The sequence below is a fragment of the Candidatus Abyssobacteria bacterium SURF_5 genome (assembly GCA_003598085.1).
GTDB lineage: Bacteria > Abyssobacteria > SURF-5 > SURF-5 > SURF-5 > SURF-5.
In genome coordinates, this window is record QZKU01000128.1 from 81,385 (window position 1) to 100,670 (window position 19,286).

13 protein-coding genes are annotated in these 19,286 nt (G+C 54.0%); 3 read left to right on the forward strand and 10 right to left on the reverse strand.

Translation table 11 applies throughout. The features are described from left to right. Positions 1-291: 291 nt before the first annotated feature. The 6 genes from C4520_18965 to C4520_18990 form a co-directional block, all read right to left on the reverse strand. Positions 292-2,646 (reverse strand): hypothetical protein, encoded by a 2,355-nt coding sequence (locus C4520_18965; protein ID RJP16098.1) that lies wholly within the window; start codon positions 2,644-2,646, stop codon positions 292-294. Continuing rightward, positions 2,643-2,972, reverse strand: coding sequence for a hypothetical protein (locus C4520_18970; GenBank protein ID RJP16099.1), 330 nt, complete (start codon positions 2,970-2,972; stop codon positions 2,643-2,645). Before C4520_18970 ends, C4520_18965 begins: the two co-directional genes overlap by 4 nt. 313 nt (positions 2,973-3,285) lie before the next feature. Then, positions 3,286-5,691: a spermidine synthase gene (locus C4520_18975; GenBank protein RJP16100.1), complete on the reverse strand. Its 2,406-nt coding sequence runs from the start codon at positions 5,689-5,691 to the stop codon at positions 3,286-3,288. Positions 5,692-5,780: 89 nt separating this feature from the next. Beyond that, on the reverse strand, positions 5,781-7,835 hold the full coding sequence (locus C4520_18980) for a hypothetical protein (GenBank protein RJP16101.1): 2,055 nt from the start codon (positions 7,833-7,835) through the stop codon (positions 5,781-5,783). 603 nt (positions 7,836-8,438) lie between these two features. Continuing rightward, positions 8,439-9,839: an MBOAT family protein gene (locus C4520_18985; GenBank protein RJP16102.1), complete on the reverse strand. Its 1,401-nt coding sequence runs from the start codon at positions 9,837-9,839 to the stop codon at positions 8,439-8,441. 17 nt (positions 9,840-9,856) lie between these two features. Continuing rightward, positions 9,857-10,147, reverse strand: coding sequence for a hypothetical protein (locus C4520_18990; protein ID RJP16103.1), 291 nt, complete (start codon positions 10,145-10,147; stop codon positions 9,857-9,859). Between the two features lie 610 nt (positions 10,148-10,757). Between C4520_18990 and C4520_18995 the strand changes: the two genes are divergently transcribed. After that, complete coding sequence (locus tag C4520_18995; GenBank protein ID RJP16104.1) at positions 10,758-11,237, forward strand: ankyrin repeat domain-containing protein; 480 nt, start codon at positions 10,758-10,760, stop codon at positions 11,235-11,237. Between the two features lie 464 nt (positions 11,238-11,701). On the opposite strand, the gene C4520_19000 is transcribed toward C4520_18995, so the two are convergent. Both C4520_19000 and C4520_19005 read right to left on the reverse strand, forming a co-directional pair. Continuing rightward, entirely contained in the window at positions 11,702-12,982 is a 1,281-nt protein-coding gene (locus tag C4520_19000) for a 2-hydroxyacyl-CoA dehydratase (GenBank protein RJP16105.1), read from the reverse strand. Position 12,983: 1 nt separating this feature from the next. Further along, positions 12,984-14,483, reverse strand: a complete 1,500-nt coding sequence (locus C4520_19005; GenBank protein ID RJP16106.1) for a 2-hydroxyacyl-CoA dehydratase — start codon at positions 14,481-14,483, stop codon at positions 12,984-12,986. On the opposite strand from C4520_19005, the gene C4520_19010 reads away from it, so the two are divergent. Then, positions 14,201-15,121, forward strand: a complete 921-nt coding sequence (locus tag C4520_19010; protein ID RJP16207.1) for a DUF2959 domain-containing protein — start codon at positions 14,201-14,203, stop codon at positions 15,119-15,121. The two genes, C4520_19005 and C4520_19010, sit on opposite strands and share 283 nt — an antisense overlap. A 101-nt stretch (positions 15,122-15,222) precedes the next feature. Beyond that, positions 15,223-17,538, forward strand: a complete 2,316-nt coding sequence (locus tag C4520_19015) for a hypothetical protein (protein ID RJP16107.1) — start codon at positions 15,223-15,225, stop codon at positions 17,536-17,538. Here the strand turns inward: C4520_19015 and C4520_19020 are convergent. Then, entirely contained in the window at positions 17,533-17,937 is a 405-nt protein-coding gene (locus tag C4520_19020) for a hypothetical protein (protein RJP16108.1), read from the reverse strand. The two genes, C4520_19015 and C4520_19020, sit on opposite strands and share 6 nt — an antisense overlap. A 107-nt stretch (positions 17,938-18,044) precedes the next feature. Continuing rightward, complete coding sequence (locus tag C4520_19025) at positions 18,045-19,160, reverse strand: hypothetical protein (protein RJP16109.1); 1,116 nt, start codon at positions 19,158-19,160, stop codon at positions 18,045-18,047. Positions 19,161-19,286: the final 126 nt, after the last annotated feature.

The following is a 19,286-nucleotide window of genomic DNA, read 5'->3' on the forward strand; positions in this document are numbered from 1 at the left end:
TAAGAAGCACTGTGTGAGGTAGCTCGAAACAATGAAGAGGATAGCTGTCCCAAGGTACCAGGATAAGATTTTTCTCATGTTGCTATTCAGCTTCAGCGCTCAAGAATTATTCGATAACGCCTCAAATTGTTGATTTTAGCGATATTTTTTCATCGAGATCTTGCCCGAACAGCAGGTCATTGTCACCGACTGTAAAGACCCACCATCGCAAACTTGATGACGCTGTTCTGAAAAGTAGTAGTTCATCGCTGCCGCTATTGTCCAACGTGTTCTTCGACTGGACAATTCAAGCTAATTATCCTTTATTATAGCGGATTTGGGGGCAAAATTCCCGGATTCCGCCGGTTTCTCGGAGATCTCCGGTCGCGGGTGCGGACGGGTCTTTATTTCCCGCCGCTCACGAAGAAGTAGCGGAGTTGCCAACAAAACGGTTGTCAGCGTCGCCGCTATTCCAGCGAACAGGCTGAGGGGTCGATATTTGAAAATCACCTCGTGGTTGCCCGGCGGCACTTCGACCGCGCGGAAGAGCGAGTTGGCGCGCCAGATCGGCCGGCGGACGCCGTCGACGAGCGCCTGCCAGCCCGGATAATAGCTGTCAGTGAGGACCAATAGGGCCGGTCTTTCCGTCTCGACCTGCAAGCGCACCTGATTGAGGCCGTAGTCGTCGATTTGGCCGGCGCCGGGATTTTCCGGCTGTTCCGCTGAGAGAAAAGAAGGCGCGGCGTTTTCCAGAACGACTGATGTTCGCAACCTTGCCATATTGTCCTCAATAGCCTCGAGGCTCTCCTGCTCATTCCGGGTGAGTACGTACCTGTCGACCAGATACGCCCGCGGCAGAGCATGTCTATTTTCGTAAATGAAGAAGGGATTCTCTTGCACGGTGTGCCAGGCCATGTGCTGATCTGCCGTCCCGGCTGCGCCGATCGGGTCGCGGGTGAGCGCATATTGGAGCGAGGTCAGCCCCAGCAGATCGGGATGCGCCAGGAGGAGTTGCTCGGTATAATCGAAAACGCCATAAAAGAATCCAAACGTCAGAAACTTCTCAAAATTGTTTGGCCCAACCGCATGGAGGATATAGTTGCTCCATCGTTTCAAAGTGAAGCCGGAATAACTAGTGAGATTGTTGAAGCGGAACATGGTGCCGGTATTGTAGGATTTAATGATTGATTCCGGGAAAGTTACCAGGACACGGCTCTGTCCTGCATTCTCTTTGGCCCATTCGACGCGCTGATCGTGAAACGCATCAGGCTGGGGCGTAGAGATTTGTGAACTGCCATGGGAAACCGAGAACACATCAAGGAGTACCACCAGGGCCATGACCCAATGTGTCAGGTTTCTTTTTGACAGGGGGAGTTTGTGCGCCAATGGCAGGGCGAAGAGGATGGACAGGCCGAAGGCGCAATAGAAGACCAAGCGCCATTTGCTGTGCGGCGAACCGATCCACGGAACAACTGCAAGCGCGCAGATTACAGCAATAAAGAGCAAGGCAAATAACCAAGTCCTGCTTAGTTTCCGGCTGTCTGGATCCCGCATCCGGAAAGGCATTTGGCTCAGTTCCGACAAACCGATGCCTGAAAGGGCTGCCAGGGGAAAGAAAGAAAAGGAGACCATTCGTGACGGCCTCTCGAAGACATCGGCCAGTGGTATTCTCGTAAATATTGAAAGAAATTGAAAGTAATGCCCGAGCAGAAATAACGCCAGAAAGACAAGAGCAGCCGAGAGAGCAACCACAGTCTTTCGATGATTGCGTGAGGCAAGCGCAAACGGGAAGAAGAACAGTGCGCTGCCGAAATAGTATGCCCTCAAGAGAATGCCGAACATATGGCCTTCGATGCCGAGAACGCCTATTTCAAGGAAGTCCGTTTCTGCATTTGTCTTGCTGACGGCGCTGATAGTGCGTACCGATTGAGAGGAAAGCTCGATGGTAGGGAACAGTTGGGTAGCTGCCAGTCCAGCCAGCAGGAGAAAAGCAATTCCCGCATACGACCATTGGGCAGCGATCGGCCTGAAGCCGGAACTCCGCCAGGAATATAAGGTCATAGCGAAAAGGTATATGCACAGAAGCAGGCAGATATAAAAAAAGAACTGATAAAAGCCGGCGATGAAACAGATTGCCAGCGAGGCCGCCAGTGCAGCGGAAGATGTGAAACGGGGCCTGTCGAAGAGCCGGTGTGCCAGCAGAAATATGATCGGTGTCCAACAATAGGTGGAACCCGCGTATAACGCCTGGGTCTCCGCCGCGACCGCGTAGCCGAAAATTCCCGCTGCCATGACGGTTACCGCCCAATTCAGCTTCAGGTAGCGGGCGTAGAGGATCATGCCGGAGAAACCGATGAGCACGGTCGCGACCTGGATTGCCAGCAGGGCGCGGACCGGCTCGAGCGGAATTGCCAGCCAATTGACCGGATAAAAGAGATTGACGTACGGCTCGGGAAGGAATGGCGCTCCGGTTGCGAGATAGGGATTCCAGAGAGGAAATATTCCTACTCTCATGCTTTCTCTGATAAAAGTGATGCAAGGCAGATAGAGAGAGTAGATGTCGTTAGCGTACAGTCCCCATCCTGCACGTTTGGCTTCGAGCAGGGACAGCACCAGAAACGAAAACACCGCTGCCAGAGCCAGCGCCGGCAAGAGTCTGTTTCTCATGCGGTTTCGATCCCGGCAGATTCGGAAGTGATGGATGAATACGGAGCAAACGGAGGCGTGATGATTCCGACAAGAAGGCGCGGGCACTTATGGCGCCACCGACGGCTGGACCTCCCTTGCAGTCGGCTGTTGAGCGTGAGCCTCTTCTTCATCAAATATTCCACGTGAGTGTGCCCGGTTTCCTTTTTCTGTCCGGTCATGCGAATGCAAAGCAACAAAAACATTATACCACCGCGGGCGATTTTTATCGACGCAGAATGCGGGTGCTCCTTTATCCATATCTGATGGTGGCAGCGGGTTACATCTGCCGAGCGCCGCGGGATCATTCCCGCGTGAAAATCGGGGGATGTGTTTTTTAACGGATTGGCTTCCGGGGCCTTGGCGCCTTTGTGGTTAATCTTTGAGGCTATAGGGGAGACCGGCCGAATGAATTCGGCCCTACCGGCTTGGACGCATTCGACCGATAGGTGCGTTCCCCACGGTAGGTGCGAATTTATTCGCACAGCCTTCGGCGCGGGAGCAAAAGCTTTGGCCCCCGAATGGAATACAACCACTAAGACACAAGAACCGCATAGAAACAAGGCGCGGCAAAGCGCAGAAAGCCCCCCTCACCCAAACCCTCTCTTCAAGGGCGAGGGTTTAAAAAACGGATGGCGCAGAATCGCTGGTCGGTATGAGGCTCGGGTGCATGATCTTTGTTGAGGAACCGTTTTTAAAAAGCGGGAATTCGATGACGGGCAGGTCGTCGGTAAGGACGGGGGCGCCTGAAACGTATTCGCGCGCGCCGTCCTCATCGAGCAGCAGCAAGGAGAGGACGGCTGGTCCGTTGAGTACTCTTAGTGCCGGCGGGTGCACAGCGGAATAAAGTGAAAGGTCGTATCTGATTTCCGGCCTGCTGAAGTATTCGTCAAAAGCATTTTTATCGATGACGAGTCGCTCCGGGGTTCCGATCAGGTACGTGCCCATTTGATTCGGGGAGTTCCAAATTGTGGTATGGGGGAAGACATCCATAAACGTTTTCACCAGCATCTTGTATTGCGATTCGCTCAGAACGGAGGTGAATGTGGGCAGCCATTGGCAGATGATTCCGTCGGGCGTCAGGCGCTGCTTGCACAGCTCATAAAATTCCTTCGTGTACAGGTTGACCGCGCCCGCGCTCCATGGCGGAGGCGGCGGGTCGATATTGATGATGTCGTATGTTTTGTCTGAGAGGAGGACGTAGTTTCTGCCGTCGGCGATTATCTTTCCGACGCCCGGCTGATCCAGCATGGAGGCATGTTTCTGGAAATGATGGAAGGTATCGACAACGTACGGGCAGAGCTCGACGAAGTCGACTTCGAGCCCAGCCTTTCGGGCGGAAACAAACGTTGTTCCCATTCCAAAACATATCATGAGCATGTTGTCGGGAGCCGGTGCAAGTGTTATCGGCAGGTGCGCCATGAGCTGTGTTTCGGCACATAGGATCGTCATGACGACCCCGTTCACGCTCAGCACCTTAAAACCGAGCGGACTCGCTATCACGGCAACGGCTGCAGTTGCATCCTCCTTGAAGTCTACGATTTTGCCGGAGCCGCTTTCGAACATCTCGTCAGTCATCTCGCGCATGAAGTTGTTGTTCGACCCCAGATTCAAGATGGGAAAGATCAAGAGGACGGCCGTCGCATAATTGAGGGAGGAGGCGCCTTCGCGGCTGCGGGCGGAGACGAGCAGGATTACTCCAATGAGGATGCTGATGAAAATCAACAAGAACATGCTGTTTTTCGAGCCGAGCGCGGGTATCAGAATAAAGCCTGCGGCGAAGGAGCCGAGGATGGCGCCCACGGTATTGACGGCATACAGGGTTCCTGTTTTTCGTCCTATTGTGCGGATCTCGGTAGCCCAAATCTTTACGACAAGCGGGAAGGCGGCGCCCATCAGGATAGTGGGCGGAAGCACGACAGACAGAACTGCGGAGAAATTAGAAGTCAGGTAAGAAAGAGGCTCGACTTGCAGGGCGTATTGCTCGAAGACAAGTCTTCGAAAGATGAACATTCCTGCAAAGACGCTGAGCCCGATCAGAATCTCGATCCATCCGAAGACCTGGACGGGTTTCTTCAGCCGATCGACATATCTTGCCATCAGGAGGCTGCCGGCAGTTAGACCGAGCAGGTACACCGTCAGGATCATCGAAAACGAGTAGATGGAGCTTCCCAGGAGCAATATCAGAATGCGTGTCCACAGAACCTCGTATGCGAGCGCGAGTAATCCCGAGACGCCGAAGAGAAGGAGGATGAGCCGGTCGTTCGGCCCCGCAATCTGGGCGATCGGCGGCTCGGCATTCTCCTGCATCTCATCGGGTGCGGAGTATTGTGAATCGAGCCGTCGTGAGAGCCCGAGCGCGGTGAATCCAATGATGATATTAACAGCCGCGGCGAGATGCTCCGAATGGTTTATTCCGATCCAACCGGGCAGGACGAATCCGCCGAGGAAGCAGCCGGCGACGGCGCCGAGGGTATTGAGGGCATACAGCGTCCCAATTCCCATGCCAGTGTGGTCGGCCCGACGAACGGCGAATTTCGAGAGGACGGGGAGCGTCGCTCCCATAAAGGTGGTCGGGATTATGAGGACCGACACACTGAGAACGAAGCGGGCCACGACCATGCCTGCGCCCGAGAAGCCGGCGCTGTTATAGAGGAAGCGGTATGCGGGATTCAACGCGGCGAGCGCGAATGGAAGTAGTAACGCGAAGACGCCGATCCCGATTTCGAGTAATCCGTAGATTCTTACCGGTTTTCGATGCTTATCGACAAAGCGGCCGAACAGGATACTGCCAAAGGCGAGCCCGCCCATGAACGACACAAGGACGGTGCTGACCGAATAGACGGTGTTTCCGAAGACTAACGTGAGGCGCCTGGTCCAGGTTATCTCATAGATGAGAGCCGCCATGCCGGAGCAGAAGAAAAGAACCAGGAAGAATATATAACCTGCAGAAAGCGAATCTCTTAATGCGGATGTTTCCGGATGTGTAGTTGCTACTGATGGATAAGTATCTGTTCTTTCGATCACCAAAACCCCCCATGAACCAACGGATTAAGAAATAGTTGTTGTCCGAGTTTCTCAAAAATGATACATGACTAAACGCAGTAAAGTCAAGGCTATATGCGCTTTAGAATCGTGAAATAGCCGATTTGTTTTTCAACCCGATAATACTTTTCCAGATAACCGATGATTTCTTTAAAGGTAATCTGGATATCCGGATCAGAGAAAGTGAACAGATATCCCTTCGGGTCGTCAAATATAATTGCATACCGTGGTTTTTTTTGTTCCAGATCCCGAATAACCTCGTCCTGTTTATCCGAAAAGAGGCCCGGATAGAAGTAATCGATGCTGGAAGGATTGGTACGCTGCGAATAGTAATAGAAGAATGTTGTCGGAAATTCAAAGACGTATTCGTTTTTTGAAGTGTAAGTCTGCAAAAACCTGTTAACAGTCTCTATCTGGTACGCAGAGGGAGTGTATTCATAAACATCAGCACGTTCGCTCGCAAGATAGATGAAGCTTCTCTTAACCCACTGACGGCTTGTCAGCGAGAGCTCACAGTAACTTTGGAACAGCCAAAAAGCTTTGGCATTGATGATAAGAGCGGGATAGGGGAGCAGAAGGAGCGCGCCGGTCATTATTCCGAGAGTGGGTCTTGTCAGGGCGGGCCAACTGCTGATGAGAAACACGCGAGCCTTTTCCAGCAAGAAGAGGAGGAATATCATAGTTGTGGGATACGACCAGGAAATATGGGTGTATTCCGTATGCGGATAAGCGACAAGGAAGAAGAAGACATGATAGAGCACAAGAATCAGAATCTTCGGATCATTCACCTCTGCGAGACTTCGGTCTTTTTTCCTCAAGCCTACTAAAAGAAAGGTTGAGAGGATTGCCACCGCAATTGGCGCGATGAAGGCGACTATGTTCTCCGTATCCTGAACCAGCAACAGGTACGAACGCAGCGAGGCGTGCATGTAATGTCGCAGGACCAACGCATGAATCAGTATGACGACCAAACCGACTGCCCAGAGGTATTTCGGGAAGATTCTTTTTGCCAGCGAAAACAGCAAGATTGAAATTGCAGCGCAGACGATGAGTGCGATGGTTGTCGAATTCGGCTCCGGATATGCAAGGAAAATATGTTTGCTGTGTTCCAATGCCGACCCGAGTAAATGATATGCGATTCTCCTTCCGTCGAACTTATACAGGTAAAACCCGATCCACGGGAGACTGGTCAAGAATGCGCCTGTCGCGAAAAGGAGAAGATTCCTTTCGAATTTTCGCTTCTGATGTGCGGGCTCGTGAGAAGGTTGAACCTGATATCCCTGCGTGCGGAGGGCCAAATAAGCGGTGACGAGAATTGGAGCAACGAAGAGGAGGAGATACTGAATCGTTAGGTGCGAGCGCAAGAGAATGAAGACTTGTGCAATGAGAAAGAAGACCAGTATCGGGCGGAGGTCGAGCGGATCGAACCCGATGAGGCGCCGCCTCTGGAAAGGTCTGTTTCGACCGTCGGCAACGAGGAGCCCCAATGTGAGTCCTGCAGTCGCGAAGAGTCCGGCATTCAGTTTCAGGCCGAGCGCGAGTCCGCATAAGAGGCCTGCGGAAAAGACCAGGGCGCGCTTTCCATTGCGGTAATATCTGCAGAGAAGCAGCAAGGCGAGCAGACCGACGGGGATGACGAACAGGTTTGCGTATGGCGTCAGCGCGTTGCGGATATACGTCAGATGAACGATGAGAGCGGCGGCAAAAGAGTGGGTTCGCGGGAGAAATTCGCGTCCAAGGAGGTACGTGAGCGCCGCGGTCAGGATGAATACGAGCGTCATCAGAAGGCGGACGCTGGAGATCTTGATGCCGAGTATTTTGAAAACATAACCATTCAAATAGAGCGCGTACGGTCCCCACTGATAGAAGAAATCCTCATACGGTACGCGGCCCTCGAGCAGGTAGACGGCCGATAGATAGGTCTGGCCGGTATCGGCGAGGCAAATGCCGTCGGCAAGAAAGGGGATATTATATTTGTAGCCGGCGATGCTGGCGGCCGCCAGGATGGCGAAGAGGAGAATTACGAGGAGTTTCTTATATTTTTCCATCAAGAATTTCTGTTTGACCTTATTTATGACAGGATGGAAGCCTGTGCGACCAGCGACACCGCGCGAATGAATTCGCATCTACCAGAAAACGCGGTCGCCGTGCCGTTGCCCCTACAATTGGTGATAACTCATAATCTGTACTACTGAATTTCAAATTCCTGAATGTTCTAATACTTTTCGAACCGAGTACGCATATCCTGTCGATGTAAGATGGATTCCTGCTTTCGCAGGAATGACGAAAAGAGGAGACTTCATTCGTGTAATTCGTCAAATTTGTGTAATTCGTGTTCCAAGTATTTTGGTTGCGACTTCGCCCCAATAAATCCGTACTACTTACCTGCAATTTCTCGAATTTCTTTCACGATTTTCATGAAAGAGATGCAGAAGGGCCTAGTTGACAGGATGTTATGAAAACAAAAGACTTCCTCCTTCTCAATCCAAAATCGAAAATCCAAAATCCAAAGCTTGTCCCGGACTCCGATCCGGGATTGCTGCGGCTTCGCCCCAATAAACCCGTGTAAATCCGTTGTTAAAAGCGTCTTTCATTCGTCTCATTCACGCAATCCGTGAATCCAAAAGGCCTTGTTTCTAATCTGAGGAAGTCTGCGAAATCTGCGGACGTATCTTTTTGCGTCTATCGGCGAGGTGGACGAGCGTGATCATTCGAGGTGGAACGGCCTCTCAAAATTGGAAATAGATGAACCTTTGCTCGGTTGTGAAGAAAAGATAAATCAGTATTGTTACGCATGAATAGCCGAAGGCCTGCACGGGCGCCGGCATGCGCACATACCACTCTTCGAGCTTCACCCTGCTGCGGAAGATATGGCTCAGGATAGCGATTGACAGCATCACGACGATAGGCGTTTCGAACGTCTCAACGCCCTGCCCGCCCGAAAAGACATTTTTCAGAACTTCGACCGCTTGCCCCAGACTCTGCGCCCGGAAAATCACCCAGCCGAGAGACACGAGGTGGAATGTGAGAAGCGCGCTTCCAACGGCGACGAGCGGCGAGGGCTTTTCAATCCAGCGTTTGGCGGCCGGCAAATTTTCTTCGAGGAGCCGCTGGATCGAGATCAGCAATCCGTGATAAGCGCCCCAGAAGAGGAACGTCCAATTCGCGCCGTGCCAGATTCCACCCAATAACATTGTCACCATCATGTTGTAATAGGTGCGACCGGATGATTTTCTATTTCCGCCGAGCGGGATGTACAGATAATCACGGAGCCAGGTCGAGAGCGATATGTGCCAGCGGCGCCAGAATTCGCGGGGCGATTTCGAGATGTATGGAAGGTCGAAATTGATCGGGATCTCGAAGCTGAACAATTTGCCTACGCCGATGGCGATATCGGTATAGCCCGAGAAGTCGAAATATATCTGGAAGGCGTAGGCGTAGATGCCGATCAGAGTGGCGAGGCCGGAAAAATCGCCCGGCGCGGCAAAGACCTTGTCGACGTAGCCGCCCAGGAAATCGGCGAACGCGACTTTTTTCACGAGCCCCTGTGCAATGAGAAAGAGACCGCGCACGGCCTGGTCCTCATCGTATTTATGGTCGGCCTTGATCTGCGGCAGCAGCGTTTGGGGCCTGACAATGGGGCCGGCCACCAATTGGGGGAAGAATGAGATGTATGCCGCAAAATTCCAGAAGGATTTCTCCGCCGGCAGTCCGCGGTAGGTATCGATCACGTAGCTCATCATCTGGAACGTGAAGAACGAGATTCCGAGCGGCAGAGTTATCTCTATGGCCGTTACATCCGATTGAATTCCGAATGACGAGAGCAGATTCAGGACTTCGCGCGAGGCGAAGCCGGCGTACTTATAAAACCCGAGCACGAACAGGTCGATCGAAATAGCCAAAGCGAGGAAATGCTTTCTTCGGCTGGGTTTTCTCGCCATCTCGAGGGCCAGCCCGAAATTGATCAGGGTGAGGATCGCGAGCAAAAAAAAGTAGATCGGGTAGGAGTACATGTAGAAGAAGTAGCTTAAGCCGATGATGATGAAGACGCGGTGAGTACGGGGTGCGCTCCAGAAGAGGATGAGGGCGATAATCAGAAAACCGCCGAATGCGAGACTATTGAAAAGCATATGCTAGACTTCGGGCCTCACGTCGTTACGCGCTCATGGTCATAGGAAACTTGCGCTGTCCCGGAAGAAGGCTTCGGCTGCAAGCGTCTCTGAAGTGCGGCGATTCCCGCGTAAATCAGCGACAGCAGCAAGGACGGCAGGATAACGTCTTTTATCTGGATCGGGAAGGAAATATCAAAAAACGACATGCGCGTTTCCCGGCTGATGTGTTGAAGAAGTTCAAGGATCGGGAACGCCAGGACGAGGAAAAGAAAATAGCCGTAAATCAGGAATGTCAGCAATTTAAAAAAGGGTCTGATGAGCGACATTTTCTTTAATTATCTTGTCAATTAACAGGATTCTATTTGGTGAAATTCAGTATAAATGAACGGAAAAACAAAAGTCAAGCAACAGGGGGAAGGTGGGCCGGGTGGCTGAGTGGCTTCGCTATGGACAGGCGCCATGGATGCTCCGGAGCCGGTGAGACTGTCCGACAATTGATTGAGTGGTTGTAGCTTCGGGGACAGGCACCATTCTATCCCGCGAGGCGCGGGATTTCGCTGCGCTCAACGAGGTACTTGAGATAATTCCGTAAATGGAGCCAGTTTCCTTCGCCGGGAGGAGCACGGGCACACGGACGACATGGACTAACACGGACGAACACGGACGAACACGGACCGGCACGAACAGACACGGACCATCATTCACGAACATGGACCGGGATGAACCGGGCATGAACGGCTAAGATGGGGCAATGGCTGGTGGTGGACGAGCTTCCGGCAAGGTGGGACGCTGTCAGGTGGAGGAATACGGCGTATTGCGCATAAGGAGGTAGGGTTTTCCTTTAATTGATGCTCCGTCTCTTTAAATAAGGAACACTTGCTGGCAGAGTTGAATGTGACTGAAATGCCTGGGGCGTGAGCGGGCGTCCTTTATTAAATGTCCCCGCACGTGCCTCGGAAGGAGGGGTTCAAGATGATGCGCTTGATAGCAACGTGTATGATTTTTCTGTTTGTCACCTTGCAGTGCAGCCGGGATCCGGATCTTGCGCTGATACAAAGTGCGAGATTAGGAGATGCCGAAGCCATTGAGCAATACCTTGCAGGGGGAGCGAGTCCGAACGTGCAGGACAGGAAAGGGAAAACGGCTCTGATGGAGGCCGCTTCAACGGGGCAGACCAACATCGTCAGATTGCTGCTGAGCAAAGGGTCGGATATCAATATTTGCGACAGGAATGGGTGGACGGCGATAATGCACGCGGCTTCCCACGGACAACTTGATATCGTTCACCTGCTGATCTCGAAGGGAGCAAGTGTGAATGCGCGAACTTCGGAAAACGTTACGGCGCTGCAATTGGCGATGAAAGGGAATCATGTGGAGACGGCGGAATTGTTGAGGATGGCGGGCGCAAAGGAGTGACGGAGCCTTATTCGAGTCCTTCCTCATTATTGCCAATAGCTTGTAGGGGTGCGATAGCGCTGAGGCTTAGAATCTTGCGCGGTTGACGCCCTCTGCAAAATCCTCCTTTGGAGGCGGTCCCTTAATGGGATTGGCGCCGATGACAGAGCGTATCGCCGACTCAGAGTAACCCGTCATTCCTGCGAAGCTTGTCCCGGACTCCGATCCGGGAGCAGGAATCCAGGGTCTGGCAGAAGAAGACAAATCAGCCCCTTAGTCCCCCTTTGAGGAAGAGAGAATAGAAGGCGCTGAGGGAATTAAGAAGGCCGTTCGGGAAGGGGGCTTCGCTTGGTGCAATGCTGGAGCGGGCAAGAAGAAGTAAAGAACCACCGGCCGCAAGCACGCGCCAGCCATGGCTTCGCTTCAACGGGCGCGCAAGCAGCAATGAGGGCGCTATACCGATTGCTTGAGCCGGCATCGGCTCATTAAGCCCAATTACGCGATTTTGCCTTCTCGGAGACCAGTTCAATGAAAGCGTCTATGCGCGTTATGGTCTGTCCTTCGTTGAAGGAGGACGGGTCGACCATATCGCTCTCGAGGAGCAGTGCAGGGACGCCGAGTTCTTCCTCGAGGGAATTCTTTATCTCCATCTGATTGATGTACAAGGCGCGGCAGGTCGGCGTATAGGAGAGAATGACGCCGTCGATATTGTAATCGACGACGGCTCGAATAACGGAGCCGACCATGCCGTTCATGCCCCATCGTTGCGGCTGGCGCGTGGCGGTATTGATCGTTGAGGCGGCGGACCCGTACTGCGTGTCGATGACGACTACCCCGCCTTTCTCCTCGAAATAATTGATCAGGCCCATGTTGTACCAGAAGGGAATGCCGCTCCATGCCAATCGGAACCGTTCGGGATCGACGATGCCTGTCTTTGTTTCGATGCGCTGTTTCACTTCAGCCCGGAGCTGTTCGTAGAATGCATCCGCCTCTTTCGTGCCTGGCATGTACATACCGGGGAACATGGCGGTGAAGGCGTCGCCGGCGCCCATCGGCGTGGGGATATGCTTGCGGTACTCGTTTATCTCGCGCCTGAGTTTGCCGACTCTTCGCGATGCCTGCTGGATTTCGAAAAGTTTTTGGGGGTCGAGCGATCTGCCGGTTTGTTTCTCGAGGAATTCGACCAGCCCCTGATATTGCGCCATCACGTACGCCTCGAGATGCGGGGCGTCTTCGCGGCCGACCTGAATCCCGGCGTTTTCGGTTGCGATAGTCGAGCCGTCGGCGCCGTTCCGTCCGGCGGGAGGCATCTGCGGCACCTCCATCAGGTAGACGGGCACACCGAGCATATCGGCCATCAGCTCGAACCACTTGATGCGGGTGTCGCACACGATGCTGGTGATAAGCAGAAAATCGGGGCGCGGCATGCCCCCCATCGGCGCATCCTCGGGCAAGCCTTCCATGATGAATCCGAGGTTGACGCGGGCATACCCGCACAACTCCTTTGCAAATCCCGCCGCCTCGGCGGGCTTTATGAAGCGCGAGGATGCGTCGCGCGACGCGCACACGGTCGCATATTGCTCGGGATAAAAGGCGAGGATGTCGAGGGCCTGTAGAAGCTGCTTTGGGATTCCGACGCAACACCATGCGACCGGTTGGCCCTCCATATTCTGCTTGCGCCGCTGGTCTTCGTAGTAGCTCTTGATGAGGGCCGATGCCGCCTTGGTGGTCTCCAGATGTTTCTTTGCGTGCATGCGCGAGCCCATATTATCCTCCAAGCATTTCGAGAAAAGCGGCTATGCGGTTTTTTGTTTCTTCGGATATCGCCGCCGAGTGATCGCCCTGCAAATAAAGGACGGGAACACCCTTTGCCTTCAGCTTTCGCTGCAGGTCCGGCATCTGGAAAAGGTGCGCGTCGCAGCATCTGAGGATGTACATGATGACGCCGTCGACCGCGTAGTCATCGATGTTGTTCATGAGGAAATCGATTCGGGCGCCCGAGTCGAACGTGCGGGGGCAGGGTATCTTTTGCAGGTAACGGTCGGCGATCGCCTCGATGGGGTCTCCATTCTCGCGGACCTCTTGCCAAAAATAGCGGAAGCCGGTGCAGGAGTCATCCACGGCGACCAATCCACCGAGGTTTTCGATTGCCGAGATGAGTTCAACGTCATCCAGGGCAGCCGCAGAAAGGAGGATTCGCGGGCGTCGTTTTTCGAGTGTCTGAGACGAGGCGAGCGCATCGAGCAGTTCTCTCAGCCGCAGTGAATGATCTTCTTTCGGCATGAGCATCGAGGAAAGCGTAATGAATAATGATTCGGTTCCCGTGAGGGGAGAAAGCGTGTTTTTGCGCAATGCATAGAGTTTTTGGAGCAGCCGGCGGTTCTCGTTATAGCGAACGATGGATTCCCGCAGGGACTGCTCGGTTATCGGGGAGTCGGTATGCTGCTCGATAGACGTCTTGAGCCGGCGCGCTTCATCAATAAAGGCGGAGCGGGCGGTGGGGTCGTTGACTTTGTGCGGATACCAGAGGTAATGGCAGAAGTCGGGGTATCCGGCGCGGTAGGCCCAGAGGTCGTACATTTTCGTGATAACGTCGCACGAGTGGGGGACGACTACTCCCGAAAGATACCGATAGGTGCCATCAAGCACAAGTTCGAGGCTGCTGCGCGCGAAAGAACAGACGTTCGACTGCAGATACTTGTCGGCGAGCGAGATGGGTTTGCGGGTTCCGATGATTCGCATCGGAATGAAACCGGCTGCGTCGAGCAGTTCCTCGGGGACAAAGTCGCAGAAGTAGCCCATGATCTTCCGCGTCATCGCAAGCTCGCGCGCCTGCTCGTGCCAGCGTGCGACCGCCTGGCGGAAGAAGGAAAAATCGGCCATAGGAGAAGAAGCGGCTTTGTCTGTTTCCATTGGTCGGTCCCGGAGCAAAAACACGCGACAGAGGCTAAGGGAAGTATATCGAGGCGGGTGGAAAGTGTCAAATGGTTTTGGGCTTCGTCTTCGGGAACAGAGAAGTTTCGGGGACGGGAAGGGACGGTGGTTTTGCTTCGGGGACAGGCGCCATTCTACGCCCTTCGGGCCATAAATGGAGCCAGTCCCCTTCGCTTCGGCCATTCCCCATCGCTTGGTCGGCATTCTGGCAAAATGTTTTTGTTTCGTGTATATTAAGTGAAATCGGGAACAGGTTGTGCGGCGTAAGTACACATTGGAAAACGGGGGAGGATACTCGCGTGTTCCAGAAGACGAGACGAAACACAAGCCCATTTCTCTTGATACTGCATATCACGCCGATCCTTTTGCTGTGTTCATGCGCGACGACGTACTACCGCGCGATGGAGAGCGTGGGAATTTACAAGCGCGACATTCTTGTGGATCGGGTCGAGGAAGCGCGCGAGAGCCAGGAGGAGGCGGGAGAGCAATTCCAGTCGGCGCTCGAGAGGTTTCGCGAGGTCGTTGATGTCGAGGGCGGCGATCTCGAGCGCAAATTCAACAAGTTGAATGCGGAATACGAGCGCAGCGAGGCGAAGGCGCAAGAAGTGAGCGACCGGATCGATTCGGTTGAAACAGTCGCGAACGACTTGTTCGAGGAATGGGAGAGCGAACTCGAGGAGTATCAGAACAGGGAATTGCGCCGTTCGAGCGAACGGCTTTTGCGCGATACCCGCACGCGGTACGCAGAGCTGATGAAGGCGATGAGGCGCGCCGAGGAGAAGATGCCGCCGGTGCTCGCGCAACTGAACGACCAGGTGCTTTTTCTGAAGCATAATCTGAACGCGCAGGCGATCGGAGCGCTGCGCGGTGTAGCCGACGAATTGGAAGTGGACGTCGAGGCTCTGCTGAAGGAGCTACAGAATTCAATTGACGAAGCCAACGAGTTTATAGCCTCGATGCCGCCCGCTTGATCGCCGGCATGGCGTCCTCCGACCCGGAGCGGAATATCGAAATCGCTCGACTGCTCCCGGTGCGCTCCGGGAATACATTCCTGTAGTCCGAAAACCTGTCTATGATGAAATCGTGTTTTCGTTTTGTGCTGCATCATCGATCTGCGGTGCTTATTTTCTGCGCGTTTCTGTCACTTCTCTCGCTGTTCGCGATCTCTCATGCCGTCATTGCCACATCGATCGGGAAACTGTTTCTGGGCGAGAGCCCGGCATATAAGGAGTACTTGAAGAAGGCGGACCTGTTCGGAAGCGATGAGATTCTCATTATCGGGATCGATTCGGCCGATCTGCTGTACCCGGAGCGGCAAGAGCGGCTGAGGAGCGCGTTGGAGCGGATCGAAGAGATCCCGATTGTCGACCGTGTCGAGAGCGTATTAAGCGCTCAGAACATGAGGCTGGAGGACGACACGCTGGTGGTCTCGCGGTACGCGGACGAAGCAGCGTTGGACCCGAAGCGCATTCCGGAACTGATTTCCGAGCTGAAGGAGGACTCATTAGCCGGGGGGCTGATCGTTTCTGAGAGCGGGCGCGAGGCGGCTGTGATCGTGGAACTGAAACCCGACCCTACTCGCCCGGTGGAGCAGGGGCCGCGCATCGTGGCGGAGATTCTGAAGATTTTTGAAGAGGAAGGATTTTCGCGCGCGCAATTGCATCGAGCGGGCATCCTTGCGGTGCTGTCCGAGATTTTGGTGCAGACGCAGTACAACTTGAAGGTACTGTTCCCGATAGTCGTAGTCATTCTCGTGGCTACCGTCTGGCTGCTGTTTCGGCGGGTGTGGCCGGGGGTCATCGCGTTCATCATATCGATGCTTGCGGTGATCTGGACGTTGGGGTTTGCTGTCCTGTGGGACCGGCAGGTGGATATTATCATCTCGATGGTTCCGGCGGTCATTTTCATCGTTTCTTTTTCAGATGTGGTTCATCTGTGCAGCGCGTATCTTATCGAGTTGGGCAAGGGGGCGGACAAGCAGGAGGCGATCGTTCGGACGGCGGAAGACGTGGGCAAAGGATGTTTTTATACCTCGATAACGACTCTCTTCGGCTTTCTCTCCCTGTCGCTGGTGCCGGTACCCGTTTTCCGCAAAGCGGGCGCGATTTTCGGATTTGGCGTTGCGGCCGCCCTGTTGCTGGCGATGACGCTTGTTCCCATTATGTTTTCGATCATGAAAAAGCCGGCGCCATTACGGCGGGGAACTGCAGCGTTTGTTCACGAGATGCTCGATTGGGTTTTGATGCAGGCGCAGCTTGTGACGACGCGGCGCTCTCGCCTGGTTCTCGCTCTCTTCGGCATTCTTCTGATCATATCGGCGGCGGGAGCGTTAAGGGTGAATGTGGAGACCGATTTTGTGCGCAGGCTGGGCGAAGGCAATCCGGTTCGCAGGGACGAGGTTTGGTTCGACCGGCATTTTTCCGGCACAAACACATTGGATATCTACGTGGAGACGCCTGAGCCGGAGGGAGTGCTGGATGCAGAGCTATTTGCTCGTGTCGCGCGGCTGCAGGACGAGGTCGAAGAATTTCAAGGAGTCGACAAGGGAATTTCGCTGGTCGATCTGGTCGAAAAGATCCACAGAACTCTTGACAGCGAAGATGGTGGGACGCTGCCGACGTCGCGGCCGGCCCTGGCGCAGTATCTGCTATTGTTCGAAATGGGAGGCGGAGAGGACCTGGATCGGTTTGTCGATTTCGAGCGGCGCACCATGCGGGTGCTCCTCCGGCTGAAAGAAGGCGGATTCCGGAGTGCGGCCGCAACAGGCGCGAAAGCCGTGCTTGCCGCCAAGGAATTACTTGGGGAATCGGCAGTCGTGCAGGCGACCGGCCTCACGTATCTGCTCGGCGATTGGCTGGATGAAATCCTGGCCGGGCAGAAGCGGGGCATCCTGTTCTCGTGCTTCATTGTCAGCGTGATGATGACGCTAGCGGTTCGTTCTCTTCGGGCCGGCCTGTGGGCGATGGTGCCCAACATCGTGCCGCTGCTCGTCCTTGGCGGGTACGTCGGGGGCTTTTGGGAGCAGGTCGATTCGGATACGCTGATGATCGTCTACGTTGGTGTCGGCGTTGCGGTGGACGATACGATTCATTTCCTGATCCGCTACCGGATCGAGGAGGCGCGGTGCGAGGATACGGAAAACGCGATCAAGCGTTCGTTCGAGTACGTGGGGCGAGCGATGTGCATGACTACCGTTATTCTTGTTGCCGGATTCCTGCCGTTCGCGACGAGCGACTATTTCACGATCCACATACTGGGAACGCTCCTGCCGATGTGTCTGGTTGCGGCACTGCTTGCGGACTTGTTGCTGCTGCCTGCGATGGTGCAGATTGGCCTGATCAGATTTCGGAAAAGTGAGCCGGCGGCGGAGCCTGCCATCTCTTCATGATTGCGCGTGTTCAGCGTCTTTCTTATCCTTCGCGATCTTCTCGATATAGGTGAAATTCAGCAGATATTCCATCGTCCCGAGGTACCGCCCGGATTTGTCCCGGATCGCGAAGAATCTGTTCAGCGCCCTCATGTCGCAGTGTTCGAGCGGCACCCAGAATTCGGCCTCGTCTCTCTTGCCGCTTTTAAAGTCAGACAGAATCTTCTCCAGTTTGGGCAGGCTCTTCTGTTTATGGCACGTGCGCACGTCTTTTCCGAGATTATCGATATTAGCGGCGACCATTCGGCCTTTGAACTCGTTCCAGTACTGGATGCGGTCGCGCTCATCGATGAATACGAGTTGGAACGGCAGCGCGTCCATGATTCCTTCGATTTGTTCATGGGTAAGATTCTCGATCATGGTTGCTCCTCAGGGCGAAAAATCTTCACAGGATTGTGTCGGGATGAAAAGACATTATCAGTATAGAAATAATCGGGTTAATTTTCAAGGAAACGCGATGTAAAGCTTCAATCCTTGTCGCCGATTGTGACGAGCCATGTTCCGGACGGTGTGTTAAGGGTGTCCATAAATCCGGGCGAGCCGATTCGGATGAAGCCGTATTTGCGCATGCGGAATCCGATGCTCTTGAAGATCAGGTGGCTGATTTGCCTTTCGCGGAAATGATCTGAGAGGAGTCTGAGACAGGCGCGTGTATGGGAGCTGATGACCAGATCATAGACTTGTGCGGCGGTTTTGTCTATGTAGTACACGCAATAACCGAGGCTGGTATTCTCGTGGTTGAAAAACTCATATACGGAATACCTGCGAACCGGGTTGTCTATGAACCGCCAGTTCAGATATTCGGCCGAGCGAACCCCCTGGAGAAAGCTGTGATCGAGGCTATACGATCTCTCGAAACTGCGCACGGGCTTCATATGCAGGCCGTGCGTTTTTCTGCCGAGCCAGAGACGTGAATAGAGCCTTGAAACGGCGTTGGCTGCGGGCGCAACAGGCTTCAGGACTCTGCTGCGGAACATGCCGCCGATTGCCAGCGGGTACCACCATTCATCAATGGGGATATATATCCTCACGTCCCCCGGCATATTCCACGTCAACTGTTTTGCGATTTTGTTGGGGAAACTGACAATGGGATAATTGCCGGTTCGGCACAATCTCCAGACGGCCGAATACACGCCGCTCCCTCTGCTGGCCTTCGCTACGAACAAATCCACCGACTGTCTGGCCAGGAACACCCCTGTTTTCTCGCTGGTAAAGAGGCGAGGCATATGCGCGCGTAAAGCTATGATTTTTCCGTTCTGGTCCTCGGCCAGAAAGATGTTCGCCTTTCCATCGGGATTGCGGAAATACTTCCAGCGCAGCCATTCCACGTCTTTCGGGCCATACTCATGGGATTTAAATAGTTCGGTTATGCCCTCGAGATCGCCTTCATCGCCCAGCCGGCAGATGAAGTGCTTTTCAGGTTCTTTCGTGGCTTGCTTCTTTTGATGCGGACCCGGCGCCGGCGGATCGGCACTTGAGCCGGATCGAGTAGGCGTTGGCTTTGTTTTAAGTGCGACAGCCCCGGGAGTTCTTGTCAGCCATTGCAGTCTGGAAAACCTCAGCAAGAAACCTGCAAGAGCCATTCAATACCTTCTTTCGTAGGGGCGAGATTGAGCACTGCGAGCCAAGGCAGAAGAACGCGAAGCTCTTCGGAAAGGGAAGTCACTGCGTCGAAAAGTCGCGACCGTCAGCGCTTCCGGATGAACCGA

Coding starts and splice junctions, on each gene's coding strand:
- C4520_19010 (RJP16207.1), top strand. CDS start 14,201: ATGGTTTTGGGCTTCGTCTTCGGGAACAGAGAAGTTTCGGGGACGGGA.
- C4520_18965 (RJP16098.1), bottom strand. CDS start 2,646: ATGAGAAACAGACTCTTGCCGGCGCTGGCTCTGGCAGCGGTGTTTTCG.
- C4520_18990 (RJP16103.1), bottom strand. CDS start 10,147: ATGTCGCTCATCAGACCCTTTTTTAAATTGCTGACATTCCTGATTTAC.
- C4520_18970 (RJP16099.1), bottom strand. CDS start 2,972: ATGATCCCGCGGCGCTCGGCAGATGTAACCCGCTGCCACCATCAGATA.
- C4520_18985 (RJP16102.1), bottom strand. CDS start 9,839: ATGCTTTTCAATAGTCTCGCATTCGGCGGTTTTCTGATTATCGCCCTC.
- C4520_19005 (RJP16106.1), bottom strand. CDS start 14,483: ATGGGCTTGTGTTTCGTCTCGTCTTCTGGAACACGCGAGTATCCTCCC.
- C4520_19015 (RJP16107.1), top strand. CDS start 15,223: ATGATGAAATCGTGTTTTCGTTTTGTGCTGCATCATCGATCTGCGGTG.
- C4520_18995 (RJP16104.1), top strand. CDS start 10,758: ATGTCCCCGCACGTGCCTCGGAAGGAGGGGTTCAAGATGATGCGCTTG.
- C4520_19020 (RJP16108.1), bottom strand. CDS start 17,937: ATGATCGAGAATCTTACCCATGAACAAATCGAAGGAATCATGGACGCG.
- C4520_19025 (RJP16109.1), bottom strand. CDS start 19,160: ATGGCTCTTGCAGGTTTCTTGCTGAGGTTTTCCAGACTGCAATGGCTG.
- C4520_18980 (RJP16101.1), bottom strand. CDS start 7,835: ATGCGAATTCATTCGCGCGGTGTCGCTGGTCGCACAGGCTTCCATCCT.
- C4520_19000 (RJP16105.1), bottom strand. CDS start 12,982: ATGGGCTCGCGCATGCACGCAAAGAAACATCTGGAGACCACCAAGGCG.